This window comes from Acidovorax sp. GW835-FHT14G06 (assembly GCF_058793595.1).
The window spans coordinates 160,783-186,513 of the sequence record NZ_JBXAGA010000009.1; the positions used below are offsets into that span (position 1 = coordinate 160,783).

The window sequence follows — 25,731 nt, forward strand, 5'->3', positions numbered from 1 at the left end:
GCGTCGTCCAGATAATGCGGCAGTGCCGCCGCATTGGCCTGCGTGCCGTTGCTTTCCTGAGATGGCTGCCTTGAGAAAACGATGCGAAAAAACATTCGACACGGCATGCTTTTTGCGCCGACGATGTGGCGTGGTCAATGGGTGCCCACGAACGGACAACAACAGGAGATTCAGCATGAGCAAGAGGAACATCCGGCTGTGGGCATTGACGCCCGTGGCCCTGGCGTTGGTGCTTTCGGGCTGCGGCAGCGGCTCGGACAACGACCTGGCCGTGGACAACAATGCCCAGAGCTGCTCGGTGGTGTCCAGCTCCGGCTCGGCCGTGGTGGTGGGTTCTGGTGTGGCGGGCGATCCGGCCGCACCCGAGGCCGCATCGGGCTACCGCCTGGGCTACAAGGCCAAGCAGTCGAGCAAGTACATGGTGGTGGCTAACACCCCGCTGGCCACCAAGGCCGGGTGCGACGTGCTCAAGGCCGGCGGCACAGCCGTGGACGCTGCCGTGGCCGTACAAGCCGTGCTGGGCCTGGTGGAGCCGCAGTCCAGCACGCTGGCGGGCAGCGCTTTCATGATGTATTACGACGCCAACACCAAGAAGATCGTGGCGTACGACGGCCGCGAGACCGCACCCGCCGCCGCCAACGGCTACTACCTGGTGCGCCAGGACCAAGGTGATGCCTCGTCCCCCGCGCCCGTGCCCAGCGCCCGGCGCAGCGGCCGCTCCATCGGTGTGCCCGGTGTGATGCGCATGCTGGACATGGCCCACAAGGAGCACGGCAAGCTGGGCTGGGACAAGCTGTTCGACGAAGGTATCCAGCTGGCCACCAACGGCTACCGCATTCCGGGCCGCATGGGCGACGCCATCAAGGGCAACGCCGCCAGCTTGGCGCTGGACGCCAATGCCGTGTCCGCGTTTTTCAATGCCGACGGCACACCCAAGGTCACGGGCACGGTGACGACCAACCTGCCCTACGCCCAGACACTGCGTACGCTGGCGAGTGGCGGCGCCAACGCGATGTACTCCGGCCCGCTGGCCGAGGCCATCGTGGCCAAGGCAGCCCAAGCGGTGGGCGACGATGCGGCCAAGACGCCCATCACCCCCAGCCTGATGACGGTGAACGACCTCAAGAACTACCAGGCCAAAAAGCGTGAGCCGGTGTGTACCACCTACCGCGCGAGCTACTACGTCTGCACCATGTCGCCGCCGTCGTCGGGCGGTATCGCCATCGCGCAAGGCCTGGGCATTCTGGAGAACTTCGACCTTTCCAAATACGGCCCGGCCAACGCCACCAACGAAGGCGGCGTACCCAGCGTGATGGGTGTGCACCTGGTGTCCGAAGCCGAGCGCCTGGCCTATGCCGACCGCGACAAGTACGTGGCCGATACCGACTTCATCCCGCTGCCCGGCAAGGGCGTGTCCACCATGCTGGACAAGGCCTACCTGAAGCAGCGCGCGGCACTGATCCAGCCCGATGGCAAGTCGCTGGGAACGGCCTCGGCGGGGGCGCTGGGCGATGTGCCGCTGGGCGTGGACAAGACGGTCGAGCGCGGCACCACGCACTTCTCCATCGTGGATGCCTACGGCAATGTGGTGTCGATGACCTCCACGGTCGAGTCGAGCATGGGCTCGTACCACATGGTGGGCGGCTTCCTGCTGACCAATCAGCTCACGGACTTCTCGGCCCAGCCCGCTGACAGCGCCGGTGTGCCGATTGCCAACCGCGTGGCCCCCGGCAAGCGGCCTCGCAGCACCATGGCACCCACCTTGGTGTTCAAGGGCACGGAGCCGGGTGATTTCGTGATGGCCACGGGCTCGCCCGGCGGCGGCACCATCATCCAGTACGTACTCAAGACCGTGGTTGGCGCTGTGGATTGGGGCTTGGACGCCCAGCAGGCCACGTCGCTGGTGAACTTTGGCGCCACCAACAGCCCCACCACCAACGTGGATGGTGCCAATACGGCGTTGGACCTCACCGGGCTGATCGACGGCCTCAAGGCCAAGGGCCACACGGTGAACAACGCCGCGCAGTCGAGCGGCGTCTCCACCATCATGCGGGTCAACCGCAACGGCCAGACCCGGCTGGAAGGTGGGGTGGACCCCCGCCGTGAAGGCATCGTGCTGGGTGACGGCGCGCTGTAACCGGCGAACCACGCTCTGACGAGGCGGGGGCTGCGTTGAAAGCGCAGCCCCCGTTGTTTTTGGGCCGCTGCGCAGGCCTGCGGGGGCGCCTCAGATGGCTAACGGGTCCACATCCACCAGCCAGCGGATCAGCCCTTTGTGCTCCGGCTGGCTGCGCGTGGCTTGCAATATCGGCTGCCACGCGGCCAGAAAGCGCTGCAGGGTGGCGCGGCTGCTGCTTTCCATCAGCATCTGGGCGCGTTCCACATTGGCGACGCGCTGGATGGTCAGCGGCACGGGCGGGAACAGGATCACCGTGCCGTCGGGCAGGCCCGGCAACTGCGCGGCGTGGGCGGCGGCGGTGGCGGCGGTCAGAAAGCCCTGCGCCACCTCCTGCGTGCGCGCATCGGCCCGCACCAGCGCCTGGTACGAGAACGGCGGCATGGCGGCCTCTTCGCGTTCCTTGAGCTGCTGGGCGGCAAAGGCTTCGTAGTCGTGCGTGCGCAGCGCCTCGAACACCGCATGTTTGGGGTGAAAACTCTGCACCCACATCTCGCACTGCGTGCCCTGCGCGGCCATGTAGGCCGCATCCCGCCCCGCGCGCCCGGCGGCCTGCATGAGCAGCGCAAACAGCCGCTCGGCTGCGCGAAAGTCGCTGCTGAACAGTGCGCCATCGGGCTGCACGGCGGCCACCAGGGTGATGCGGCGAAAGTCATGTCCCTTGGCGATCATCTGCGTGCCCACCAGCACATCCACCTCGCCCGAATGCACTTGCGCCAGCTGGGCCTCCAGCGCACCCTTGGCCTTGGTGGTGTCGGCGTCGATGCGGGCAATGCGCGCAGGTGTGCGGTCGGGCCGCAGCACTTCGGACAGCAGGGCGCCCAGTTGCTCCTCCAACTGCTCGGTGCCCTTGCCCATGGGGTGGATGTCGGGGCTGCCGCAGGTCGGGCAATGAAATGGCACGCGCACCGTGTAGCCGCAGTGGTGGCAGCGCAGGGTGCGGTCGGTCTTGTGGAACACCTGGTGCGCGCTGCAGTGCGGGCAGTCGCTCTTCCAGCCGCAGTCCACGCAGTGCAGCACGGGGGCGTAGCCCCGGCGGTTGAGCAGAACCATGCTCTGCTCGCCGCGCGCCACGCGTTCGGTGATGGCCTGCAGCAGCGGCGCGCTGAACACCGTGCGGCGGGGCTGCTGGTTCATGTCCACCCGGCGCACACGCGCCAGGGCACCAGCACCGATGCGGCTGGGCATGTGCAGGCGCAAGTAGCGGCCGCCTTCGGGGTCGTCGGCCGCGGGGGGGCGGCTGGCGTACCAGCTCTCCAGCGACGGTGTGGCTGAGCCCAGGATCACCTTGGCGCCCTGCTCGCGCCCGCGCCAGATGGCCAGGTCGCGTGCGGAGTAGCGCGCGCCCTCCTGCTGCTTGTAGCTGGGGTCGTGTTCTTCATCGACCACGATGAGTTTGAGCCCTGGCAGGCTGGCAAACACCGCCATGCGCGTGCCCAGCACGATGCGCGCGCTGCCGCTGTGGGCGGCCAGCCAGCTCTTGAGACGCTGCGGGTTGGTCATGCCGCTGTGCAGCGACACCACGGCGCCGGGGCCGAAACGAGGGGCGAAGCGGCCCACAAAGCGCTCTTCGAGCTGCGGTGTGAGGTTGATCTCGGGCACCATCACCAGGGCTTGCGCGGTGGGGTCGGCCTCCAGCATCTCCTGCGCGCAGCGCAGGTACACCTCGGTCTTGCCGCTGCCCGTGCTGCCAAACAGCAAGAAGGGGCCTTTTGCAGCGGCAATTTGGACCCTGGCGCTCTCTTGTTCTGCGGTGAGTGCTATGTTTTCAATAGTGTCGGAGGTGTCCGCTGCTCCCTTGACCGGGCGCCGCAGCCGGCGTGCCAACTGCTCGGGACGCAAGTCGCGCAGCTGGGGAGGCAGGGCGGCCAGGGCCACTTCGCCCAATGCGCGCTGGTAGTAGCGTGCCGCAAATGCCACCAGGCGCCGCCAGGGTAAGTCCAGAGGCGCCACGCCGTCCAGCACGCCCGCAACAGGGCGCAGCGTGGCGCCATCGGGCAACTCGCCGGGGGCCTCGTCCGCATCCCACACCACGCCCAGCACCTCGCGCGTACCCAGCGGCACGCGCACCAGCGTACCCGGTGGGAGCGGATGCTCACTGGCGTAGCTCAGCAGGTCGCCGACCCCACTGTGCGATGGCGTCTGCAGTGCAACGTGGACGATGGAGGAATAGATAGACACAAGCTATGAAGCGAGAGAGTGGCTTAGTGCAGGTTGTGGATGTGATCTGGAGCTTTGGTGGCTAAGTGCTTGATTTGTCGTGGGTGTGTGAGTAATCCCGGATTTCTGTGGATAACTTTGTTGACATCCTGTCCGGACAGCCGCCCAAGCCGCATGAACACTGGCTGCGAACAGATTGCCCGGAAATGCGGCATGCCAAAAAAATCGTTATGAATCAATCATCTGAAGAAATTTACCCTGGATTTTTGTGCTAGGCCGATTCACCGGTTTCATGTTGCGCTGCATCACGGTTTGTGTGCATAAGTCGGACACGTGAACGCCGTCAAGAGGACAGATAGCCCCCTTTTTGTGTTAGCGGTGTGGTGTCATGTTCACGCATTTCTTCGATATGGCCCGCAAGTGCTTGATTTCACAGGGTATTTGTAAGAAATCCAAAATTTCTGTGGATAACTTTGTTGATATCCCTTGGGTTTGCCCCGCAAGCCCTTGAAAATCCGTGCTTTGGTTGGATTGCCTGTCAAAAAAGCAGGGGATTTAAATTCATATAAATCAACGACTTACAGTGATGCAAAGTTTTTTTACAAGTTGACACCTGCAGCGACGCGGGGCCGGTGGATGCTCCAATTTTGTGCATAAGTGCGCCTTTGAAAGCGACCTCGCCCGCGCATGAAGGTCCAAGGATTGTCGCAGGGCCTGCCCGGGCGTTGTGCGGTGGTGCTGGTGTCGTCGCAGGTCCCCGGTGATGGCGGCCGATGTCGCTTTGCTTCAAGACGGCGTGGGTCCGCGTGACGACGATGCGGCCATGGTTAAACACTCTTCTCCTTCCCTTGCGGAGGCTCCGACCATGGAGCGCGATGGTTTTGTGCTGGCCCGGCTGGACGATGTGGTGCAGGCTGCACGCGCCGACAGCCTGTGGTTCATGACCTTTGGGTTGGCGTGCTGCGCCGTGGAAATGATGCACGCCGCCATGGCGCGCTACGACCTGGACCAGTTCGGCATCATTCCGCGCTCCAGCCCACGCCATAGCGACCTGATGATCGTGGCCGGCACGCTGACGAACAAGATGGCGCCCGCCATCCGCAAGGTCTATGACCAGATGCCCGAGCCGCGCTACGTGATCTCGATGGGCTCATGTGCCAACGGCGGCGGGTACTACCACTACAGCTATTCGGTGGTGCGGGGTTGCGACCGCATCGTGCCGGTGGATGTGTATGTGCCCGGCTGCCCGCCGACGGCCGAGGCGCTGCTCTACGGCATCCTGCAGCTGCAGGCCAAGATCAAGCGGCCCCGAGTGATCCCACGGTAAACGGCAGCGGGTCTAACTGCGCCGCAGCAGCCAGTCCGCATCGTCGCCCGGTCGCTGGGTGTGGGCCTTCAGCGCTACAGGGGGCCTTTCGAACAGGGCGCGCGCTTCGCGGCTGAAATGCGCCTGGTCGGCATAGCCGTGGCGCAGCGCGGCATCGAGGGCGCCGGCGTTGCCATCGCGCATGGCCAGCAGGGCATGTTCGGCCCGCAGCATGCGCTCGATCTCGCCAGGCCGCAGACCCGCCAGCTGCCGGGTGCGGCGCTGCAGGTGCCGGGGCGTCCAGCCGAGTGTGGTGGCCAGGGCCTGCCGTGCGTCGCGCTGCCAGTCCTGGTGCAGCACCTGCACCCAGGCGGCATGCCGGTCGGCCACCGCCGCCCAGCGCGGGGTCAGAAAGTCCACACACAGCGCCTGGCGCGCCCCATGGTCGGGCGCCGTGTGGACGGCCGCGAGGAAAGGGTGCCAGGCTGCGGGCAGCCAGGTCGTTGCGTCCGTGACCCGGTCGGTCAGCGGCGCAAGGTCCTGCCCGGTGAGCAGCCCCAGCGCGCCGGGCTGTAACGCCAGGCAGAACGAATCACCATCACGGGAGGAGACCGAGTGGTACGGATGTCGGTGGGCGCCCGAGAGCGTGATGGCCGGCATGGCCGCTGCGGCGGTCGCGCCCGCACATTCCACGAGTTGGGCGGTGCCCCGCGTGAGCCAGATGATGCCAGGGTAGGGGCTGGGCGGCACGCGCGTGTCCGTCGGGGTGTGGGGCGGCTGGCGGCCCAGGTCGCGCCAGAAAAAGGCGCGCACGCAGTCTGCGAGCGCGCCGGGTGGGGATTGCAGGGTCGAGGCGGGCAGTGCCTGCGGGCCGGTGGGGGACTCCGCTGGCGGCGGTACAGGGTGTTCCGTTGCCATCACCTGGTCCCTGCGCGGCGTGCCGGGCGGTCTGGATGCCTCGCCGGGGTGTCAGCCCTGGCGCTGCGCGCGCGAGTGGCTGTGCACAGCCTCCACCAATGCCGCCACATGCTCGGGCGGGGTGAACTGGCTGATGCCGTGGCCCAGATTGAAGATGTGCGTGGGGCCGGTGGTGTTGCGGTCGGTGTGGGGCTTGCCAAAGCTGTCGAGCACGGCATGCACCTGGGTGACGATCTGCGCAGGCGGCGCAAACAGCACGTTGGGGTCGATGTTGCCCTGCAGCGCCTTGCCGGGGCCGCCCACCTGGCCGCCGACGATGGCGCGCGCCTTGCCCAGGTTGGCCGTCCAGTCCAGGCCCAGCACCTCGCAGTCGATGTCTTTCATGTCCTCCAGCCAGATGCCACCGCCCTTGGTGAAGACAATGCGCGGCACATCCGTGCCATCCACGCCGGTGCGCTTGAGCTGTGCCAGCACGCGCTTGGTGTAAGCCAGGCTGAACTCCTGGAAGGCACCGTCGGCCAGCACGCCGCCCCAGCTGTCAAAAATCATCACGGCCTGTGCGCCCGCGTCGATCTGGGCGTTGAGGTATGCGGCCACGCTGTCGGCATTGATGGCCAGGATGCGGTGCATCAGGTCGGGACGCGCGTACATCAGGCTCTTGACCAGGCGGTAGTCGTCCGATCCCTTGCCCTCGACCATGTAGCAGGCCAGTGTCCAGGGGCTGCCCGAGAAGCCGATCAAAGGAACACGCCCATTGAGCGCCTTGCGGATGCTGGTCACGGCGTCGAATACGTAGCGCAGCTTGTCCATGTCAGGCACGGCCAGTTCGGCCACGGCCGCCTCGTCGCGCACCACTTTGGCAAAGCGCGGGCCTTCGCCCTCGGCAAAGGACAGGCCCAGGCCCATGGCGTCGGGCACGGTCAGGATGTCACTGAACAGGATGGCGGCGTCGAGTGGGAAACGCTCCAGCGGCTGCAAGGTCACTTCTGTGGCGTACTGGACATTGGTAGCCAGGCCCATGAAGCTGCCCGCCTGGGCGCGCGTGGCTTTGTACTCCGGCAGATAGCGCCCCGCCTGGCGCATGAGCCACAGGGGCGTGTAGTCGGTGGCCTGGCGGCGGCAGGCTCGCAGGAAGGTATCGTTGGCAAGGGGGGCGAAGGTCATGGCGCAATTGTCGCAGGCCGACCGCCGGCCTCGGCACCCGATCCGGCTGCGGAAATTGACGCGCATCAAGCCGAAACCACGACGGGTCGGCTCAAGGGCATCTATCGCTCTGCAATGTAGTGCGACATCCGCACGACTTCGCCCGGCGCCAAAAACGCACGCACTTCGGTCTCCAGCGCCTGGTCTGCCATCGTGGCGCGGGCGCGCTGGTGCAGGTAGTCGGCCCAGGACTCGACGATGAAACGCTCTACATAACGGGAGGGTTCGCCCAGGTCCTTGTAGACGCGCCAGAAGGTGGCGCCGTCGCGGCGGCGCGGGGCTTTCATGCGGCTGATGGTGTCGAGGAAGGCTGCGTCGGTGCCGGGTGCGATGCGGTAGCCCACCTCCACGGCCACAGGGCCCGCTTCTGGCAGGGGCTCAGCCTCGATGAAGAGTTCATCCCAGGGCGTGGCCTGCGTCACCTCGTGCAGCGCGCCCATGCGCAAGGGCATGGGGCGTGCCAACAGCAGGCCTGCACCCATCAGTGCGGCCGCCACACACAGCGTGGGCATGAGGCCGATGAGGTCTGAGGACGCTCCCCAGAACGCAGAGCCCATCGCGAACGCGCCCAGCGCGGCCACCATGTGCATGGCCACGGCGCGTGAGCGCACCCACTGTGGTGCGCTGGCCTGTGTGGCAGTGTTGAAGGTGGACATGGCCGACATCCAGGCCGCGCCCGCGAACAGCATGGCGATGTAGACCACCCAGGCGATGTGGGTCAGCGCCGCCACCAGCATGGCCGCAGCAAACACCACACCACCGGCGCCGACGATGGCCTCCAGCCCAAAACGTGCTCGCAGCCGCCCCAGCACCAGGCCCACAGCCACGGCGCCGGTGCCCAGACAACCCATCAGCAGGCCAAAGCCCTGCGCGCCCGTGCCCAGCTGGCGCTGCGCAATCACCGGCAGCAGCGCCCACAGGGCCGAGCCCGCTGCGCTGAACGCCATCACCCGCACCAGTTGCGCCAGGATCATGCGCGAATGCCATGCAAAACGCAGGCCACTGAGCGTGCCGCCCCACAGGCGCTCGGCGGGCAGCTTGGAGGGCGGGTGCGCCTTGGGCGGCCAGCGGCGGATCGACTCCCACATCACCAGCGTGGTGGTCACCGTGACGGCAAACACCCAGCCCGCGCCCAGCTGCGCAAACACCAGCCCCGCCATCGTGGGCCCCACGGCGCGCGCTGCGTTGTAGGCAATGCTCACGGCGGTGATGGCCTGGGGCCATTCGTCACGCGGCACAGGGTCGATGACTGAGGAGTTCCAGGCGGGTGTGAGCACAGCCGTGCAGCAGCCGCAGATGAACACCAGAAACAGCACCGACGCCGGGCCACTCCAGCCCCCCAGCGTCAGCAGCGTGAGCAAGGCGCACGCCCCGGTCTGCGCCAGCAGCGCGCCCGATATCAACCGGCGCCGGTCGGTGGTGTCCGCCAGCACGCCGGCGGGGAGGGCCAGCAAAAACATGGGCATGAACACCGCCGTCTGCACCAGAGCTGCCAGGAAAGACGAACCTGTGAGTTCCACCATGAGCCACGCCGCCGCCATGCTCTGCATGCCGCTGCCCACAAAAAAGATCCCACCGCAGATCCACAGGCCCCGGAACGCGGGTTGGCGCAGGGGGCTCCACAAAGAGGTCGAGTGCTGGGACATGAAGGATGGGCGTTGGGCGTGCGTGGGTCGTTATGGGACGGGGGTAGAGCGGGTGCGTCTGTGGGCGGGTGGCTCAGAGCAGGTTTGAGGATATCGCTGGTTCCCCGTTTTGGGGCGACCCCATCCTGCAAACCCCCTCAATCCACATGCCGCCCGCCCCTGAGCCGGTACGTGCGTGGTACGTCGGTGCGTGTGGCGACCAGTGCCTCGGCGCGCTGCTGCATGTCAGCGAGGGCCAGGTCGAGTGTCTGCACGGCCTCGGCGTTCAGTCCCGCAAGCAGGTCCTGGTTGAGTGTCCTTACCTGCGGGAACAGGTCATTGTGCACAGCCTGCCCTGCAGGCGTCAGCGACAGCCTGGCCTGGCGCCGGTCACCGGGCATGGCGTCGCGCGTGATGAGTTTTTTGGCCAGCAGCGAGGTGATGGCACGCGAGGTGCGCGCGCGGTCCAGCCCCAGGCGATGGGCCAGCTCCGCCGGGGGCATGTCCGGGTGCTGGGCCAACATCATGAGCAGGCCCCACTCGCGGCGGGTGATGCCATAGCCGCCTTCGCACAGCCGCACCACCAGGCTGCCCGCCACCGCGATCAGGCGGTTGAGGCGGTACATCAGCAGGTCGTTGGCGGCCTGCGGGTGCGCCAGGCGGTGGGCGTGCGGTGCTGCAGTAAGGGGAGCCGATTCAGGCGCGGGCATCAGGGTATTCACGGACATGAATTGATTAGATCAATCGATTGTGTGCCCAATACATTGGGCTCATCAACCCGTGCCCCCCGTTGCCGGGCCAGCCCGTCCAACCAGGAGAACTCCATCATGTGGAAACCCCTTGCCACCGCTGCACTGACCGCCGTGCTGGCCCTCTGTGCCACCCTGGCCAACGCGCAGGAGACGCCCTTGCGCATCGTGGTGGGCTACGCCCCTGGTGGCGCCACCGACCGTGTGGCCCGCATCGTGGCCGACAAGCTGGGCACCAAGCTCGGCACGCCGGTGATCGTGGAGAACAAGACGGGCGCGGGTGGCCGCCTCTCGGCCCAGGCGGTGAAGGCCGCGCCCGCCAACCAGCCCGCGCTGCTGCTGGCCAACCCGGCCGTCATGCTGGTGGCGCCTCTGGTGTTCCCGGACGCAGGCTACGACCCCGAGCGCGACTTCCGCCCCGTGAGCCACGTCAACAGCTACGAATTCGGCGTGGCCGTGGGCAGTGCCGTGCCGGTGAAGGAGCTGCCACACCTCATGGCGTGGCTGCGGGCCAACCCGGACAAGGCCAACTTCGGCGTGCCCGCCACGGGCAGCCTGCCGCACTTCTTCGGTTTGATGGTGGGCGATGCCGCCAAGGTGCGCGCCGAGGTGGTGGGCTACCGGGGCTCGGCGCCGCTGCTCAACGACCTGCTGGGCGGCCAGGTGCCCGTGGCGTTTGACACCTTCGACACCCTGCTGCCCCAGCACGAGGCGGGCAAGATCCGCATCCTGGCCGTGTCGAGCGCCAAGCGCAGCCCGCTGGACCTCAAGATCCCCACCTTCAAGGAAGCCGGCATGGACCTGGCCGCTACCGGGTGGAACACCTTCTTCGCCCCCATGAGCATGCCCAAGGCCCAGGCTGAGCGCCTGGCTGGGCTGATCCACGAGGTGATGAAAGACCCGGACACCCAGCGCAAGTTTGAGACCGCCAAGATGGAGCCGGTGGTAGCGACCATGGGGCAGACCGAAGCCATGCTCAAGGCCTACCGCGCGCAGTGGGCGCCGGTGGTGCAGCGCTCAGGCTTCAAACCTTGATAGGAAGCACCCCCTGAGCGGCTTTGCCGCTTCCCCCGCAAGGGGGACGGCGGCCTCGCTGCGGGGCGGCCCTTGCTGGCCGCCCCTCGCCTCGGCCGTGCCTATTGCCTATTGAAGAGGCAATGGGCGCGGCTGAGTGAAACTGGACTTCAAGATGACCACAAAACCCCGCCCCAACATCATCTTCATCGTTGCCGACGACCTCGGCTACGCCGACCTGGGCTGCTACGGCGGGCGCGACGCGGCGTTTGGCCCGGTGTCGCCGGTACTCGACCAGCTGGCGGCCAATGGCCTCAAGCTCACGCAGGGCTACTCCAATTCCCCCGTCTGCTCGCCCACGCGCTTTGCGCTGATGACGGCGCGCTACCAGTACCGCCTGCGCGGCGCGGCCGAGGAACCCATCAACAGCAAAAGCCGGGGCAGCACCACGCTGGGCCTGCCGCCCGAGCACCCCACGCTGCCCTCGCTGCTGCGTGCAGCGGGCTACCGCACGGCGCTGATGGGCAAGTGGCACCTGGGTTATCCACCCGCGTTCGGGCCGCTGCGCTCGGGCTACGAAGAATTCTTCGGGCCCATGTCGGGCGGGGTGGACTACTTCACGCACTGCAGCTCCAACGGCACGCACGACCTGTACCTGGGCGAGGAGGAAAAGCAGCAGGATGGTTACCTCACAGACCTCATCACCGACCACGCGCTGGACTACGTGCAGCGCATGGCGCTGGGGGCACAGGCGGGCACACCGTTCTTCCTGAGCCTGCACTACACGGCGCCTCACTGGCCTTGGGAAACGCGCGACGACGAGGCGCTGGCGCAGGAGGTCAAGGGCAACCTGTTTCACCTGCACGGCGGCAACATCGAGACCTACCGCCGCATGATCCAGCACATGGACGAGGGCATCGGCCGCATCATGGTGGCGTTGCAGCGGCACGGCATTGACCGCGACACGCTGGTCGTGTTCACCAGCGACAACGGTGGCGAGCGCTTCTCGGACAACTGGCCCCTGGTGGGCGGCAAGATGGACCTGACCGAAGGTGGCATCCGCGTGCCCTGGATCGCACACTGGCCCGCCGTGATCGCACCCGGCGGCGTGAGCGCGCAGACCTGCATGACCATGGACTGGTCGGTCACGATCCTCGACGCCGCAGGGGCCGCCGCGCATGCGGACTACCCGCTCGATGGCCGCTCCCTGATGCCGCTGCTGCGCGATGCCAACGTGATCGACGAGCCCCCGCTGTTCTGGCGCATGAACCACAGGGGCCAGCGCGCCATGCGCCAGGGCGTGTGGAAGTACCTGCGCGTGGATGGCAACGACTACCTGTTCAACCTGGCCGAGGATGAGCGCGAGCGCGCCAACCGCGCGCCCGTGGAACCCGAGCGGCTGCACGCCATGCGCGCAGCGTGGGAGGCCTGGAATGCGTCCATGCCCGCCATTCCCGACGATGCGACCGTGAGCCTGGGGTACTCGGTGAAGGACATGCCGCAGCGCTGAGCCTGGCACGCAGGCCGTCAGGAGAGTTTGGCGGGCGGGCTTGCCCTGTTGCCTGCCCGGCCCGCTTGCCGGTAGATTGGGCGCCATGCCCGCCGCCTCTGCGCCCTCGTCTGCCGCTGCGGTGCGCCAGTGGACCACCGACGTGGTGGCGCCGCCCGCGCGCATGCCACTGCTGCGCGCAGCCTGCATGCCCATCTGTGTGCGCTGCTGCAGGCGCGCATCGACCAGCCGGGCCTCTTGGCTCAGGTTTGGCGCAGGAGGTGGGCGTGTCGCTGCGCACCTTGCACCGGGCCTTTGCGGCGCAGGGCCACACCTTTGCGGGCACGTTGCGCGAATTGCGCCTTGCGCGGGCGGGCGAACTGCTGCGCCGCCCCCAACTGGCCCATGTGGCCGTGGGCGAGATCGGGCGGCGCTGCGGCTTTGCCGACGCCTCGCATTTCGCCCGGGCCTTCCGGCGCGCCAAGGGCGTGTCGCCCGCGCAGTGGCGGCGCGGCGGCTGAGGTCGCCCGCAAGCCAAACGCTCGACCGGTGTGACAGCCCGCGCTGGCCTGTGGGTGAGCGCTCTGGCACATCCAGCACAGCAGGCTGGCACGCGCGGGCCATTCAGAGCCACCGGGTGTTTCTAAGGTAACGGCAGGGCGGATTGCCCGGTTCCACAACGCAACACAGCCCCAAGGAGACACACATGCCGGATACCTATGTCCTGGTCCATGGCGCCTGGCACACCGGTGCCGAAATGGAAGCCACCGCCGCCCACCTGCGCGCGCGCGGCCACACCGTGCATTGCCCTACGCTCGCTGGCAACCGCCCCGGCGACGACCGCGCCGCCACAGGCCTGGCCGACGCGGTGGATTCGCTGGCGGCTTTCATCGAAGGCCAGGGCTTGAGCGATGTGCGCCTGGTGGGCCACAGCTACGGTGGCATGGTCATTAGCCACATGCCCGCGCGGCTGCCGGGGCGTGTCCGCCGCCTGGTGTACTGGAACGCCTTCGTGCCGCAGCACGGCGAATGCCTGAACGACCTGGTGCCACCGCACTACCGTGCGCTGTTCGACCAGGTCGCGGCAAGCAGCGGCAACGCCGTGATGTTGCCGTACCCCATCTGGCGCGATGCCTTCATCAACGACGCCGACGAGGCCCTGGCGCGCAGCACCTACGCGCTGCTCAACCCCCACCCCTACCGCACCTTCAATGAACCCGCGCAACTGCCCGTACCGCTGGCCGCGCTGGAGGTGGGCAAGAGCTACCTGAACGCGCAGCAGGACACGGCACTGCCCCACAGCCTGCCCTGGCATCCGCGCCTGTCGGAGCGGCTGGGCCTGTTCCGCCTGGTGGAGTGCCCGGGCAGCCATGAGCTGTGCTTTTCCGACCCCGCGTCGGCGGCGTTTCACATCGAGCGTGCCGGGCGCGACTGACCTGTGCCCGCAAGGGCATGGCGCCAGTTTTTAGCCCTTTTAGCCTCAAGCGCCAGATGTATATGCGCTGGCAGCTATCAATTCAATAGCGTTCCGCCCTGACCCGCCTCCAGTAGCCGCGTGAGCAGCGGGTGCATCACCTTGCGCGCGCTGTAGATCAGGTGGAACTGCTCCTGTACGTCGGGCGTGGTGCCCACCTGTACCAGCCCATGCGTCTCGGCAAGGTGTTCGCCCAACGACACCGGTGCGGGCATCACGCCCATGCCGGTAGCGGCAAAGGTGCTTAACAGCGCGCTGTCTTCAAACTCCCCGGCAATGCGTGGGCGGATGCGCTCGCGCTCCAGCCAGTGGTCGATGCGCGCGCGCATGGCGGCGTGGTCGGTGGGCAGCAGCAAGGGCACCACGGCCAGGCTGTGGGGGAAGTTGCTGACCGCCGCCTCGGCCCACAGCGGGGGGGCGTACCAGGCGATGGCGCTGGTGCCCAGCAGCTGGCTGGTGGTGCGCAGCGCGGGGTTGGGGGGCGCTGCGCGGTCGGCTAGCACGGCGTCGAGCTTGTGCAGTGCCAGCTCGCCCAAGAGTGGCTGGAACTCGCCCTCGTGGCACAGCAGGCGCAGGTGCGGCTCGTCCAGCACGGGCGTCAGCAGCCGGTGCACGGCCAGTTTGGCAATGCCGTCGGAGATGCCCAGGTTCAGCCGCAGTGTCTGGCCTGTGGCTGCTTCGCGCACGCGCACCGGCAGCAGCTCGCCCAGCGCAAAGATATGGTCCGCCTCGTGCAGCGCGGCCACGCCCGCGTCGGTCAGCACCAGGTTGCGGCCCTCGGTACGCAGCAGGCTCACGCCCAGCGACTTTTCCAGCTCGCGCACTTGGGCGCTGATGGTCTGTACGGCCATGTCCAGCCTTTCGGCGGCGCGGGCGATGCCGCCCTCCTTGGCGACCACCCAGAAGTAGAAAAGATGGCGGTAGTTGAAGCTCTGGCTCATGATCTCTTTGCGGTGTGCCTGTCAAAAAGGTGTTTGGTTCGTAAAAACCGAACCAATACTACTGTGATCACAGGTTTTAAAGAAGTACCCCAGCCCCTACAGTCCTGGGCTTGGGCGCCCGGCTTGCCTGGGTGTGTGAGGGCATCTTTGGAGAAACTCGATGGAAACAATTGGAACGTGGTGGATGTGGGCGGGATTTGCCGTCTTCGTGGTCGTTGCCATAGCCGTTGACTTGCTGGTCATGGAGCGCCAGGGCGCGCACAAGGTCACCATGGGCGAGGCTGCGCGCTGGAGCCTGTTGTGGTTCTCCCTGGCCTTCGTGTTTGTGGCCATCCTGTGGTGGTACCTGGACAGCAGCCAGGGGCGCGAGATCGCCAACACGGTGTCCATGCAGTTCATCACCGGATATCTGGTGGAGAAGAGCCTGTCAGTGGACAACATCTTCGTCTTCCTCATGCTGTTCAGCTACTTTGCCGTGCCGCCGCAGTACCAGAAGCGCGCACTCATCATCGGCATCATTGGCGCCATCGTGCTGCGCACGCTGCTCATCCTGGCCGGTGCCTGGCTGCTGGCCACCTTCCACTGGCTGCTGTATGTGTTCGGTGCGTTCCTGGTCATCACCGGCGTGAAGATGTGGTTTGCCGCCGGGCAGGAAACCGACATTGCCACCAACCCGGTGCTCAAGTTCCTGAAAAAGCGCATCCGCATCACCGACCAGTTCGATGGTGAAAAGCTCTCGACCATGATCAATGGCGTCAAGCACTACACCCCGTTGTTCGTGGTGCTGATCCTGATCGGCACGACCGACATCATCTTTGCGGTGGACAGCATCCCGGCCATCTTCGCGATCACGAGCGACCCTTTCATCGTGCTCACGGCCAACATTTTTGCCATCCTGGGCTTGCGTGCGCTGTACTTCCTGCTGGCTGACCTGGCAGACCGCTTCCACCTGCTGGCCTACGGCCTGGCGCTGGTGCTGGTCTTCATCGGCGGCAAGATGCTGCTCATCGACTTCGTGAAGATTCCAATCGGCTATGCGCTGCTGGTCACGGCCACGCTGATCGCCGGGTCCATCTTCCTGTCGCTGCGCAATTCGGGCGAGGCTGCCAAGGGCGCCCCACCCGCACTGCCCCCCAAGGCCTGATCGCTGCCGAACCTGGAGACCACAACCATGGATCTGATCGAATCGGTGATGCTGTGTATGTTGTTGGGCCTGGTGGGGGCCAGTGCCATGGCCTACCACGCTGACAATGAGTCGCGCGACGTGCGCCTGCTGGTGGGCCTCACCACCTTGTGGGGCGCTGGTACCGCGGTAGCGTTGGTTGCATGATGCAGTCGCTGTGTCGCTTGCGCCGCTGGCTGCGCGCTCTGGAGCCCCGGGCCAGCCAGCTTCTGGACCGCAGCTGGCTGGCGCAGTTCCAGCCCTGGCTGGAGCAGCGGGCCCTGTTTCGCTTTCAGCGCCAGCCGCTGGCGCGCGGGGTGGCGGCGGGCATGTTCTGCGGCCTGATCCCCGGGCCGTTGCAGATCCCTGGCACGCTGCTGGTGTGCGCCTGGCTGCGCGGCAACGTGGTGGCCGGAGGCGTGGCCACCTTCTATACCAACCCGCTCACCACCGTGCCGCTGTATGTCATGGCCTTTTACCTCGGGGCGCTGGTGATGCCCGGCGCGCAGACGTTGCCCGCCTGGAGCAGCGTGGCGCCGGGAGGGGAGTTCACGGTGCAGGCCCTGGGCACCTGGATGCAGGCGCTGGGCACACCGCTGCTGGTGGGCCTGCCCACGCTGGGCCTGCTGCTCGCGGCGCTGGGCTATGCCAGCGTGCAGCTGCTGTGGCTGACCCCCGCACTGCAGCGCAAGCGCCGGCTGGCTCGCTGCAGGCAGTCTGCCTGCTGACTACCCTTCGGTATGCTGGCGTGGCCGCCACGCCAGCGCACCGTCGTGGGACTTGTCCGGCAGCGGGAGCCCCAACGCTTGCGTCAGCTCCGCCAAGTCGTCAAGGTATGCCCAAGACTGCCCACGCGCCGGCTGCTTGATCTGCAACGAAAACTCCAGCGAGGCGGGAAAGTCGTCGTAGTTCGTGATGAGTGCGTGGCGGCCGCTGGCAAGGCGCAACGCAAACTGCCGCCCCGCGCGCGGCGCGCCGACCGTGGCGCGAAACCGTGTACTGCGGGCGGCAAACACCCTCATTGCGTCGTCGAACGGGTGGTTGTCGATGTGGCACGGGTACAGATCGCAGGCGGGCAGCTTGGTGAGCGGCACCCATTGCGCTGCGAGGCGTGCGGAGACGTTGGCGTGCTTGGCGTCGGGCATTGTGGTGTGCGCAGGCAGGGCAGAGGTCGCCATCGTATGCGCCTCATGTGCTTCCGTCCTTTGCGCCCTGTGCTGCTGCGTTGCAGCGCGTCAGTCCAGCTTCACACCGACTTTTGTGATCACGCGCCCCCATTTTTCGCGCTCGGTGCGCGCAAAGCTGCCCATCTGGGCGGCTGTGCCGGGCATGGGCTCCACGCCCAGGGCCTGCAGGCGGGCCTTGGTGCGCGTGTCGGCCAGGGCCGTCTGCAGCGCCTTGCTGAAGCTGGCCACCACATCGGCCGATGCGCCCGTGGGCACCACCAGCCCCTGCCACGCAAAACCTTCAAACCCCTGCAGGCCCTGCTCGGAAATCGTGGGCACATCGGGCATGGTCGTCACGCGCTGGGGGCTGGCCACGCCAATCGCGCGTACCTTGTTGCCCGCGAGGAACGGGTACACCGTGGCACTGTCGATCCACATCGCGGACACCTGGCCGCCAATCACGTCCTGGATGGCCGGAGCCGCGCCGCGATAAGGCACATGGGTGAGCTTGAGCCCGCTTTGCTCGCGGAACAGCTCGCCCACCAGGTGGTGCGGGCTGCCCGGCCCGGCCGACGCCCAGTTCACGCCATCGGCCTGGCCCTTGGCCCAGGCCATGAACTCCTTGAGGTTCTTGGCCGGCACGCTGTTGGACACCACCAGGAACATGGGGAAACGCACCAGCAGGCCCACGGGCTGGAAGTCCTTTTCGGCGTTGTAGCTCAGCTTGCTGAACAAAAACGGATTGGCCGCCAGCGTGGCGAAGTCGGCCGAGAACATCAGGTTGCCGTAGTCCTTGTTGCGCGCTGCGTACTCTGCGGCGATGTTGGTGCCCGCGCCGGGCTTGTTGTTGATGATGATGGGGCGGCCCAGCGTGGCCGACATCGACTCGGCAATGGTGCGGGCCACGATGTCCGAGCCGCCGCCAGCGGCATAGCCCACCACCCATTCGAGTGGTTTGGTGTCCTGGGCGTTGGCCAGGGGCAGTGTGGTGGCAAGGGCCAGGCCTGCGAGGGTGGCGATGAAGTGTTTGCGCTGCATGGTGGTGTTGTCTCCGTAGTGGTCAAAGTTCAAGGCGAGTCGGGCCCTGCACCGTCTGCGCGGTGTTGGGGTTGTGGGGTCCATGGGTGCGGGCTAGGCCGCGACGGCGTGGGTAGGCACCACGGGCGTGATGGCCTGGTGGGTCCGCTGGTCTGCCGTGGGCACGGCATCGCCGCGCGCCAGTTGCAGCGCGTGTTGCAGCGTGGCCTGGTCACCGATGTGGTTGGCCAGCAGCAGCACCAGGCGCGCGTTCATGGCGTGGCTCTCGGGGGTAGAGAGGCCTTGGTGCGCAGCGATCAGCGCTTCATAAAAGTCGTCGCAGGCCTGCAGGTTCGGTTGGGTGTTCAGCATGGGCATGTTCCTTGTCGTCTTCCTGGTCAGACGGCGGCGGCCGTGGCACGGGCCAGCGCGCTGCGCACGGCAGCTTCGGTGGGCGTGCGCCAGCGCGCACACACATGCTGGTCGGGCCGCACCAGGTACACGGTGCGCGGCAGCGCGTCCAGCCGCTGGGCAGCCAGCGCCTGGTGGTCGATCACGTCGATGCCGATCTGCAGCACCTTCACATCGGGCAGGTCACGCGTCCATGCAGGGGCAGGGCCAAACACCAGCAGCGTGAAGTCCGGCCCCAGCTCGCGCAGCAGCCAGGTGGGCTGGCCCTGTTTGGTCAAGGGTGCGTCCAGCAGCACGGCACCGGGCACCTGGGTGCCCACAAACGCATCGGTGTCGGGCGTGCTCAAAGGCGACACATGCAGCGTGGCGGGCACCGACAGGCGCCCACTGTTGACGATGCGGCGCGCAAATGCATGGTCACGCGCCAGGTGCAGTGCGGCATCGCGGAACAGGCGGCTCACCTCGCTCTTGGGCGTGATGAAGTCGGTGGCGCGGGTGGAGTTGCACAGGTTCTCGTCGGCCGCGTATTCACGCTCGGGGCCATAGGTGGCCACCAGCGCCGGGCTGGCCCGGCCCTTGAGTACCCAGTCCAGCTTCCAGGCCAGGTTCTCGGCGTCCTGCACGCCGCTGTTGGCGCCACGGGCACCAAAGGGCGATACGCCATGCGCGCTGTCGCCCGCGAAGATGACGCGGCCGTGCACGAACTGGTCCATGCGCAGGCAGGCAAAGGTGTAGACGCTGGCCCAGTCCAGTTCGAACTGCGCTTCCGCACCCAGCAACGCCTTCACGCGCGGGATGATGTTCTCGGGCTTTTTCTCTTCTTCCGGGTCGGCATCCCAGCCCAGCTGGAAGTCGATGCGCCAGACGTTGTCGGGCTGGCGGTGCAGCAGCACGCTCTGGTTGGGATGAAAGGGTGGGTCGAACCAGAACCAGCGCTCGGTCGGGAAGTTCGCCTCATCCGCCAGCTTCACGTCGGCGATCAGGAAGCGGTCCTGAAAGATGCGCCCCTTGCTCGCCAGCCCCAGCATCTGCCGCGTGGGCGAGCGCGCGCCGTCGCAAGCTACCAGCCATTGCGCATCCATCTGGTAGGCGCCTTCGGGCGTGTCGATGCAAAGCAGCGCGCCGTCCGCGCGGCTTTGCACGGCCGTCACCTTGTTGTGCCAGCGGATGTCGATGCCCGGCAATTGCAGCGCGCGCTCCACCAGGTAGGCCTCGGCGTAGTACTGCTGCAGGTTGATGAAGGCGGGGCGCTCGTGGCCTTCCTCGGGCAGCAGGTTGAACTCATACAGCTGCTCGTCTTTGAGGAACACCTTGCCCAGGTTCCACGAAATACCCTTGTTCACCATGCGCTGGCCCACGCCCAGGCGGTCCCAGATTTCGAGCGTGCGTTTCGCAAAGCAGATGGCGCGCGAGCCGATGGAGAGCTTGTGGTCGTTGTCCAGCACCACCACACGCTGTCCGCGCTGGGCCAGGTCGATGGCCAGCGACAGGCCCACGGGGCCCGCGCCGATGACCACGATGGGGTGCTGTGCGGGCGCGGTGCGGTCCTGGTCGGGCGAGCGCACGTAGCCGAAGTCGATGCCCTGCACCTCGGCGCCACTGGCGTGAAAAGCCTCGCGGGGAATGTCTCTGGGGTTCATTTTTTGTCTCCTCCAACCTCGGCGGTTCAGCCTTCCAGGGCTTTCCACATTTGAATGTCGCGTTCAGCGGTCCAGATGCGTGGGTCGGGGTATTGCGTGGCCTCGTCGTACGCTCGGGTCACGTCGAACGGCATGCAGTGGTTGAAGATCACCCAGTGCCCGTACTTGGGTTGCAGTTGGGCAAACGTGGCCTCGTAGACCTTGCGCAGGTCTTCGCCCTTCGCAGCGCTGGCCTTCACGCTCTCGTACAGGTCGCTGATGAAGGCGCGCGTGCCCGCCAGGCCCGCCTGCACCTGCTCGGGCGTCTGCAGTGCGGCGCCCCGGCCGGGCACCAGCTTTTCGGGCTTCAGCGCCGCGATGTTGTCCAGGGTCTGCGGCCAGTCCTGGAAATACGCATCGCCCGCATACGGCGTGGCGTCGAACTCCACCAGGTCGCCGCTGAACAGGATCTTTTCTTGCGGCAGCCAGGCGACCGTGTCGCCCTTGGTGTGGCCCCGGCCCAGCTGCAGGATCTGCACTTCGAGTTTGCCCAGCCACAGGGTCATCTTCTTGTTGAAGGTCATGGTCGGCCAGGTCAGGCCGTCCGGCACGCTCTCCACGTTCTGGAACAGGCGCGGGAAGCGACCGATCTCGCTGTCCTTGTCGAATTGGCCGCGCTCCACGATCAGGTCGCGCGTGTCCTCGCTGGCAATGATGTGCTCGGCGCCGTAAGCGCTTGCGCCCAGCACGCGCACCGCGTGGTAGTGGGAGAGCAGCACGTACTTGATGGGCTTGTCCGTCACCTCGCGGATGCGGCGGATCACGTCCTGCGCCATCACGGGCGTGGCCTGGGTGTCGATGACCATCACTGCGTCGTCGCCAATGATGATGCCGGTGTTGGGGTCGCCCTCGGCCGTGTAGGCATAGGCGTGGTCGGAGAGCTTGTCGAAGCTCACCTTCTTCACTTCGAGGTCGGCGGCGGAGGCAAAGGTTTTGACGGTGCTCATGGTGGAGATTTGTTAATGGTGAATGCGTTTATCTAAACGGAATGCGTTGATGTTAGGCAAGAAATTCGTTCATGTCTAACGCATTTGTTTAGGTGTAAACCCGAGGTGCGGATGGATGCTGCGCTGCGTGGACAATCGCCCCATGCCCACCACGACCCCCGACCTGCCCCCCGCCGACGACGAAGACACGCCCCGCAGCCCGCGCGGCATCCAGAGCGTGGAGGTGGGCGGCCAGCTGCTGAAGGTGCTGGCACGCACCGGCCGGCGCATGGCGCTCAAGGACCTGGCCCGCGCGGCGGACATGACGGCCGCCAAGGCCCACCCCTACCTGGTGAGCTTTGGCAAGCTGGGCCTGATCGAGCAGGACGCCGTGAGCGGCCATTACGGCCTGGGCCCCTTGGCCATGCAGCTGGGCCTCATCAGCCTGCAGCAGGTGGACCCGGTGCGCCTGGCCATTGCCGAGCTGCCCGCGCTGGCCCAGCGCATCGGCTACACCGTGTCGGCCTCGGTCTGGGGCGACAACGGCCCCACCATCATTCGTGTGGAGGAAGGCCCCACCGCCGTGTATGTGGCCATGCGCCACGGCACCACGGCCTCGGTGCGGCACACGGCCACGGGCAAGGTGTTTGCGGCCTTCGGCCCGCGCGAGCGCGCTGCGGCTGCGCTGGCGGCCGAAGGGTTTGCGGGCGCTTTGGACGAGCCCGCCTTTGCGGCCGAACTGGAGGCGGTGCGCCAGCACCAGATCAGCGAGGTGACCGACCAGCTCCTGCCCGGCATCAGCGCGCTGGCCACGCCGGTGTTTGATGGGTTCGGGCAGCTGGTGCTGTGCATCGCCGTGATCGGTCCCAGCGCCACGCTGCAGACCGGGCCCGCCAGCCCGGCGGCGCAACATCTGCGCGAGGCGGCGCGGAGTTTGTCGCAGCGCCTGGGGGCGCCGGTCGGCCCCGCGTAGCCCGTGGGGCGATCAGCCCGCTGCGCGCCCCAGCGCCTGGTCGATGTCCCACAGGATGTCGTCCAGGTCTTCAATCCCCACCGACAGCCGCACCATGTCCGCACTCACGCCCGCACGCTCCAGCTCTTCCTCACTGAGCTGCCGGTGCGTGGTCGACGCAGGGTGGATCACCAGCGTCTTGGCGTCGCCGATGTTGGCCAGGTGGCTCAGGAACTCGCAGGCGTCGATGAACTTTTCGCCAGCCGTTGCTCCCCCCTTCACGCCAAACGTGAGGATGCCCGATGCGCCGGGCGTGCCATCCACAGCACGGAACTGCTTTTGCGCGAGGTCGAAATACGGCGAATCCGGCAGACCGGGGTAATTGACCCACGCCACCTGCGGGTGGCTCTGCAGAAACTTCGCCACCGCCAGCGCGTTGCGGCAGTGCTCGCGCATGCGCAGGTGCAGGGTTTCGGCGCCCTGCAGCAGCTGCCAAGCGTTCATGGGCGAGAGCACGCCGCCAAAGGTGCGGTTGACCTCCATGCGCGCCTTCATGGTGTAGCCAAAGTCGCCAAAGGTCTCATAAAACTTCACGCCGTGGTACGCGCGGCTGGGCTCCACCATCTCGGGGAACTTGCCGTTGTCCCAGGGGAACTTGCCACCCTCCACCACCACGCCGCCCATGGTCGTGCCGTGGCCGCCGATGTATTTGGTGGCGCTGTGCACCACGATGTCGGCGCCCAGCGCCAGCGGGTTGCACAAGTAAGGGCTGGCCACGGTGTTGTCAATGATGAGCGGCACGCCGTGCGCATGCGCCACCTCGGCCACGGCCGCGATGTCGAGCACGTTGACCAGCGGGTTGCCGATGGTCTCGCCGTACACAGCGCGGGTGTTGGGGCGCATGGCGCGTGTAAAGTTTTCGGGGTCGAACGGGTCCACAAACGTGGTCTCGATGCCCAGACGCAAAAAGCCCACGCCCAGCTGCCCCACGGTGCCGCCGTAGAGCGTGCTGGCTGCCACGATGTGGTCCCCGGTTTTGAGGATGGCCAGCAGCGCCGCCATCTGCGCGGCCATGCCGCTGGCGCAGGCGAGCGCGGCGCGGCCGTTTTCGAGGCTGGCCATGCGCTCCTCCAACACCGCCACCGTGGGATTGCTGATGCGGCTGTAGACGTTGCCAAAGGTCTGCAGGTTGAACAGGCTGCTGGCGTGCTCGGCGTTGTCGAACACAAAGCTGGTCGTTTGGTGGATGGGCGTGGCGCGCGCGCCGGTCACCGGGTCGGGCTGGGCGCCTGCGTGGATGGCGCGGGTGCCAAAGCCGAAGTGGCGGTCGGCGCCGTTGGATGTGGGCTCGGTCATGGCGGTGGCGCAGCCTGCAGTGCTGCGCGGAGGGTTGGGTGAAGGAATTTGAATGAAATCGGCCGCAAGCGCTAGTGCAATATGCGCTGGCAGCTATCAATTTGCTAGTAAGGCAGCTGCCGCAAGCGCTTGGCGCTGATCACGCGCGTGTTCACGCCCATCCAGCCCAGGCCGCCAAACAGCCGCGCATGTTCAATCTTCACGCAGCGGTTCTGAATGACTTGCAGGCCCGCCGCCTCCGCGCGCAGGCCTGCGGCTTCGTTGAACACCCCCAGCTGCAGCCACAGGCACTGTGCGCCGATGGCGACGGCTTCGTCGGCCAGTGGCGGGATGTCCTCACTCTTGCGAAAGCAGTCCACCATGTCGATCTTCTGGCCCTGCGTTGCCAGCGCGGCGGCCGCCTCGGTCACGCTGGCGTAGACCGTCTCGCCCAGAATCTGCCCGCCCTCGCGCGCCACCAGCGGGTTGACCGGCACGATGCGATAGCCATGCGCCTGCATGTACTTGGCGGCGAAGTAGCTGGGGCGGTGCCACTGCGGCGAGAGGCCCACCACCGCAATGGTGCGGCAGGCGGTGAGCAAGTGGCGCAGGGTGCTGATGGTGTCGGGGGTGTGGAGCATGGGTGCCAGTTTACGGGCGCGCGATAACTCCTAACAGCAGGCAGCTTTGAAGTGCAAGTTACGTTAGCGACTCCCATCTCTCTCGGACTTTTCCTGCGTTGGCTTGCAGGAACTGAGGCGCGTCGCGATCGGCGAACAGTACTAGGCTGGTGCTATTGGCGATGACTGCAGATACAGAGCGCCATCCGAAACCCGAAAACAAACTGGAACATGGAACGGGGCCGTGCTCAAACCAGTGCTCTAGCAAGTTCACGTAGAACAGCAAATCAATATTTGAACGAGTTACTGCCGTGTATGTCCGTTTGGAAGAGAGCCGATTGAGCTCGGCAATCACCAGCAGGCCGATTGCATCGGGCGTCAGGCTTTGCGGGGTGTAATTGGTGATCTTTGGCCTCGTCCTTTGAGCGACGGCGGCGGAACGTGAAGCTTTCACCTCATCATGCCGCCGCCTCTGACGATCCATGATCTCCTTAATTTCGAATCGACCTTTTTGATACAGAACGTCAGGCGGGTCGTACTTTGCGCAAAAGACATGCGATTCATCTGCCCCGCAATGCAGGTTCGTCAAAAAGTTAACCCCGACATTCCACTCCCGCCAAGATTTGAAGGCTCGTGAAAAGCGGTCATCATCCGGTCCAGGCGGATCGGGGATGAATGCGTCGTCGGTTATTGCCCCCACGCTAGTACTGACGAGCTCAGACCTGGACGGTGGTTCGAACTCACCGGCTCAGGACTTGTACTTGATGCTGCACCCATACGGCGCCGTCGTCGCCGCCGAGATCGGCTTGCCTGCCAATGCCTCCGATAGCCCCACCTTCACGTAGTTGGTGGCCTTCTCGATATCTGCCGGGCGGGCCGAGGGGATACTGTCGATGCCACCCGCGTACACCAGCATGCCCTGCGGGTTGACGATGTACATGTGCGGCGTGGTGCGCGCGCCGTAGCTCTTGCCCACGGTGCCTTCCTCGTCCATCAGCACGGCGGTGGGGGCGGCCTTGCGTTCCTGCTTCCAGGCCATGAGCTTGGCGGGCTCCAGGTAGTCGCTGCTGGCTTTTTCGGTGGAGTTGATCGCCAGCCAGACCACGCCTTGGCCGGTGGCGTCTTTCTGCGTGGCGGGCATGTTGCTGCTGTCGTAATGCTTTTTCACGAAGGGACAGCCGGGGTTGGTCCATTCCAGCACCACATGTTTGCCCTTGAAGTCCGACAGGCGCACAGTTTTGCCGTTGGTGTCCTTGAGTGTGAAGTCGGGCGCGGGCTGGCCCACGGTAGCGGCGGCCTGGGCGCCCAGTGCAACCAGGGCGGCGGTGGCGATCAACGTACGGCGTAGCAACTTCATGGCGGGGTCTCCTGAAGGGGTTGGCGGGTTGTCGAAGGCGGAAAGGTGTGA

The 25,731-nt window shown here is 66.3% G+C and carries 25 protein-coding genes; 10 read left to right on the forward strand and 15 right to left on the reverse strand.

Going from position 1 to position 25,731, the window contains the following annotated elements:
• Positions 1-175 precede the first annotated feature (175 nt).
• On the forward strand, positions 176-2,137 hold the full coding sequence (locus AC1Q64_RS17300; protein WP_492252175.1) for a gamma-glutamyltransferase family protein: 1,962 nt from the start codon (positions 176-178) through the stop codon (positions 2,135-2,137).
• Between the two features lie 90 nt (positions 2,138-2,227).
• On the opposite strand, the gene priA is transcribed toward AC1Q64_RS17300, so the two are convergent.
• Positions 2,228-4,351, reverse strand: coding sequence for a replication restart helicase PriA (priA, locus tag AC1Q64_RS17305; RefSeq protein ID WP_492252239.1), 2,124 nt, complete (start codon positions 4,349-4,351; stop codon positions 2,228-2,230).
• A gap of 850 nt (positions 4,352-5,201) precedes the next feature.
• On the opposite strand from priA, the gene AC1Q64_RS17310 reads away from it, so the two are divergent.
• Positions 5,202-5,663: a NuoB/complex I 20 kDa subunit family protein gene (locus AC1Q64_RS17310; protein ID WP_291436670.1), complete on the forward strand. Its 462-nt coding sequence runs from the start codon at positions 5,202-5,204 to the stop codon at positions 5,661-5,663.
• Positions 5,664-5,675: 12 nt separating this feature from the next.
• Here AC1Q64_RS17310 and AC1Q64_RS17315 read toward each other — a convergent pair whose 3' ends face one another.
• From AC1Q64_RS17315 to AC1Q64_RS17330, 4 genes are all read right to left on the reverse strand, one after another.
• Positions 5,676-6,560, reverse strand: a complete 885-nt coding sequence (locus AC1Q64_RS17315; protein ID WP_492252176.1) for a helix-turn-helix transcriptional regulator — start codon at positions 6,558-6,560, stop codon at positions 5,676-5,678.
• Between the two features lie 51 nt (positions 6,561-6,611).
• Positions 6,612-7,724 carry a uroporphyrinogen decarboxylase gene (hemE, locus tag AC1Q64_RS17320; protein WP_146872087.1) on the reverse strand — a complete coding sequence of 371 codons (1,113 nt, stop codon included), beginning with the start codon at positions 7,722-7,724 and terminating at the stop codon, positions 6,612-6,614.
• A 101-nt stretch (positions 7,725-7,825) separates the two neighbouring features.
• Complete coding sequence (locus AC1Q64_RS17325; protein ID WP_492252177.1) at positions 7,826-9,409, reverse strand: MFS transporter; 1,584 nt, start codon at positions 9,407-9,409, stop codon at positions 7,826-7,828.
• A gap of 137 nt (positions 9,410-9,546) precedes the next feature.
• The gene (locus AC1Q64_RS17330; RefSeq protein WP_492252178.1) at positions 9,547-10,116 is read right to left on the reverse strand and encodes a MarR family winged helix-turn-helix transcriptional regulator; all 570 of its coding nucleotides are present in this window, start codon (positions 10,114-10,116) and stop codon (positions 9,547-9,549) included.
• Between the two features lie 99 nt (positions 10,117-10,215).
• On the opposite strand from AC1Q64_RS17330, the gene AC1Q64_RS17335 reads away from it, so the two are divergent.
• The 4 genes from AC1Q64_RS17335 to AC1Q64_RS17350 all read left to right on the forward strand — a co-directional run bounded on the left by AC1Q64_RS17335 (position 10,216) and on the right by AC1Q64_RS17350 (position 14,075).
• Positions 10,216-11,172, forward strand: coding sequence for a tripartite tricarboxylate transporter substrate-binding protein (locus tag AC1Q64_RS17335; protein WP_492252179.1), 957 nt, complete (start codon positions 10,216-10,218; stop codon positions 11,170-11,172).
• A gap of 154 nt (positions 11,173-11,326) precedes the next feature.
• Complete coding sequence (locus tag AC1Q64_RS17340) at positions 11,327-12,661, forward strand: sulfatase family protein (RefSeq protein ID WP_492252180.1); 1,335 nt, start codon at positions 11,327-11,329, stop codon at positions 12,659-12,661.
• Between the two features lie 266 nt (positions 12,662-12,927).
• On the forward strand, positions 12,928-13,161 hold the full coding sequence (locus AC1Q64_RS17345) for a helix-turn-helix transcriptional regulator (protein WP_492252181.1): 234 nt from the start codon (positions 12,928-12,930) through the stop codon (positions 13,159-13,161).
• Positions 13,162-13,346: 185 nt separating this feature from the next.
• Positions 13,347-14,075 carry an alpha/beta hydrolase gene (locus AC1Q64_RS17350; RefSeq protein WP_492252182.1) on the forward strand — a complete coding sequence of 243 codons (729 nt, stop codon included), beginning with the start codon at positions 13,347-13,349 and terminating at the stop codon, positions 14,073-14,075.
• A gap of 77 nt (positions 14,076-14,152) precedes the next feature.
• On the opposite strand, the gene AC1Q64_RS17355 is transcribed toward AC1Q64_RS17350, so the two are convergent.
• A complete protein-coding gene (locus AC1Q64_RS17355; protein ID WP_492252183.1) occupies positions 14,153-15,055 on the reverse strand; it encodes a LysR family transcriptional regulator in 903 nt (300 codons plus the stop codon).
• Between the two features lie 160 nt (positions 15,056-15,215).
• Between AC1Q64_RS17355 and AC1Q64_RS17360 the strand changes: the two genes are divergently transcribed.
• The 3 genes from AC1Q64_RS17360 to AC1Q64_RS17370 are packed head-to-tail and all read left to right on the forward strand — an operon-like array spanning position 15,216 to position 16,945.
• Positions 15,216-16,199, forward strand: coding sequence for a TerC family protein (locus AC1Q64_RS17360; RefSeq protein WP_291436633.1), 984 nt, complete (start codon positions 15,216-15,218; stop codon positions 16,197-16,199).
• Positions 16,200-16,226: 27 nt separating this feature from the next.
• Positions 16,227-16,385, forward strand: a complete 159-nt coding sequence (locus AC1Q64_RS17365; RefSeq protein WP_492252184.1) for a hypothetical protein — start codon at positions 16,227-16,229, stop codon at positions 16,383-16,385.
• Positions 16,385-16,945: a DUF2062 domain-containing protein gene (locus tag AC1Q64_RS17370; protein ID WP_492252185.1), complete on the forward strand. Its 561-nt coding sequence runs from the start codon at positions 16,385-16,387 to the stop codon at positions 16,943-16,945. Before AC1Q64_RS17365 ends, AC1Q64_RS17370 begins: the two co-directional genes overlap by 1 nt.
• Here AC1Q64_RS17370 and AC1Q64_RS17375 read toward each other — a convergent pair whose 3' ends face one another.
• The 5 genes from AC1Q64_RS17375 to AC1Q64_RS17395 all read right to left on the reverse strand — a co-directional run bounded on the left by AC1Q64_RS17375 (position 16,946) and on the right by AC1Q64_RS17395 (position 21,437).
• Positions 16,946-17,395: a hypothetical protein gene (locus tag AC1Q64_RS17375; protein WP_492252186.1), complete on the reverse strand. Its 450-nt coding sequence runs from the start codon at positions 17,393-17,395 to the stop codon at positions 16,946-16,948. It abuts the gene before it with no gap.
• 57 nt (positions 17,396-17,452) lie between these two features.
• A complete protein-coding gene (locus AC1Q64_RS17380; protein WP_492252187.1) occupies positions 17,453-18,421 on the reverse strand; it encodes a Bug family tripartite tricarboxylate transporter substrate binding protein in 969 nt (322 codons plus the stop codon).
• 93 nt (positions 18,422-18,514) lie between these two features.
• On the reverse strand, positions 18,515-18,772 hold the full coding sequence (locus AC1Q64_RS17385; RefSeq protein WP_056747964.1) for a DUF2783 domain-containing protein: 258 nt from the start codon (positions 18,770-18,772) through the stop codon (positions 18,515-18,517).
• A gap of 26 nt (positions 18,773-18,798) precedes the next feature.
• Complete coding sequence (locus AC1Q64_RS17390) at positions 18,799-20,451, reverse strand: FAD-dependent oxidoreductase (RefSeq protein ID WP_492252188.1); 1,653 nt, start codon at positions 20,449-20,451, stop codon at positions 18,799-18,801.
• 26 nt (positions 20,452-20,477) lie between these two features.
• Positions 20,478-21,437 carry an MBL fold metallo-hydrolase gene (locus tag AC1Q64_RS17395; RefSeq protein ID WP_252658790.1) on the reverse strand — a complete coding sequence of 320 codons (960 nt, stop codon included), beginning with the start codon at positions 21,435-21,437 and terminating at the stop codon, positions 20,478-20,480.
• A 142-nt stretch (positions 21,438-21,579) separates the two neighbouring features.
• On the opposite strand from AC1Q64_RS17395, the gene AC1Q64_RS17400 reads away from it, so the two are divergent.
• Complete coding sequence (locus AC1Q64_RS17400; RefSeq protein WP_492252189.1) at positions 21,580-22,389, forward strand: IclR family transcriptional regulator; 810 nt, start codon at positions 21,580-21,582, stop codon at positions 22,387-22,389.
• A 12-nt stretch (positions 22,390-22,401) separates the two neighbouring features.
• On the opposite strand, the gene AC1Q64_RS17405 is transcribed toward AC1Q64_RS17400, so the two are convergent.
• The 4 genes from AC1Q64_RS17405 to AC1Q64_RS17420 all read right to left on the reverse strand — a co-directional run bounded on the left by AC1Q64_RS17405 (position 22,402) and on the right by AC1Q64_RS17420 (position 25,680).
• The gene (locus AC1Q64_RS17405; protein ID WP_492252190.1) at positions 22,402-23,724 is read right to left on the reverse strand and encodes an O-acetylhomoserine aminocarboxypropyltransferase/cysteine synthase family protein; all 1,323 of its coding nucleotides are present in this window, start codon (positions 23,722-23,724) and stop codon (positions 22,402-22,404) included.
• 104 nt (positions 23,725-23,828) lie between these two features.
• On the reverse strand, positions 23,829-24,344 hold the full coding sequence (locus AC1Q64_RS17410) for a CoA-binding protein (protein ID WP_492252191.1): 516 nt from the start codon (positions 24,342-24,344) through the stop codon (positions 23,829-23,831).
• 58 nt (positions 24,345-24,402) lie between these two features.
• Entirely contained in the window at positions 24,403-25,023 is a 621-nt protein-coding gene (locus tag AC1Q64_RS17415; protein WP_492252192.1) for a DUF1780 domain-containing protein, read from the reverse strand.
• Between the two features lie 48 nt (positions 25,024-25,071).
• Positions 25,072-25,680: a thioredoxin family protein gene (locus AC1Q64_RS17420; protein WP_492252193.1), complete on the reverse strand. Its 609-nt coding sequence runs from the start codon at positions 25,678-25,680 to the stop codon at positions 25,072-25,074.
• Positions 25,681-25,731 lie beyond the last annotated feature (51 nt).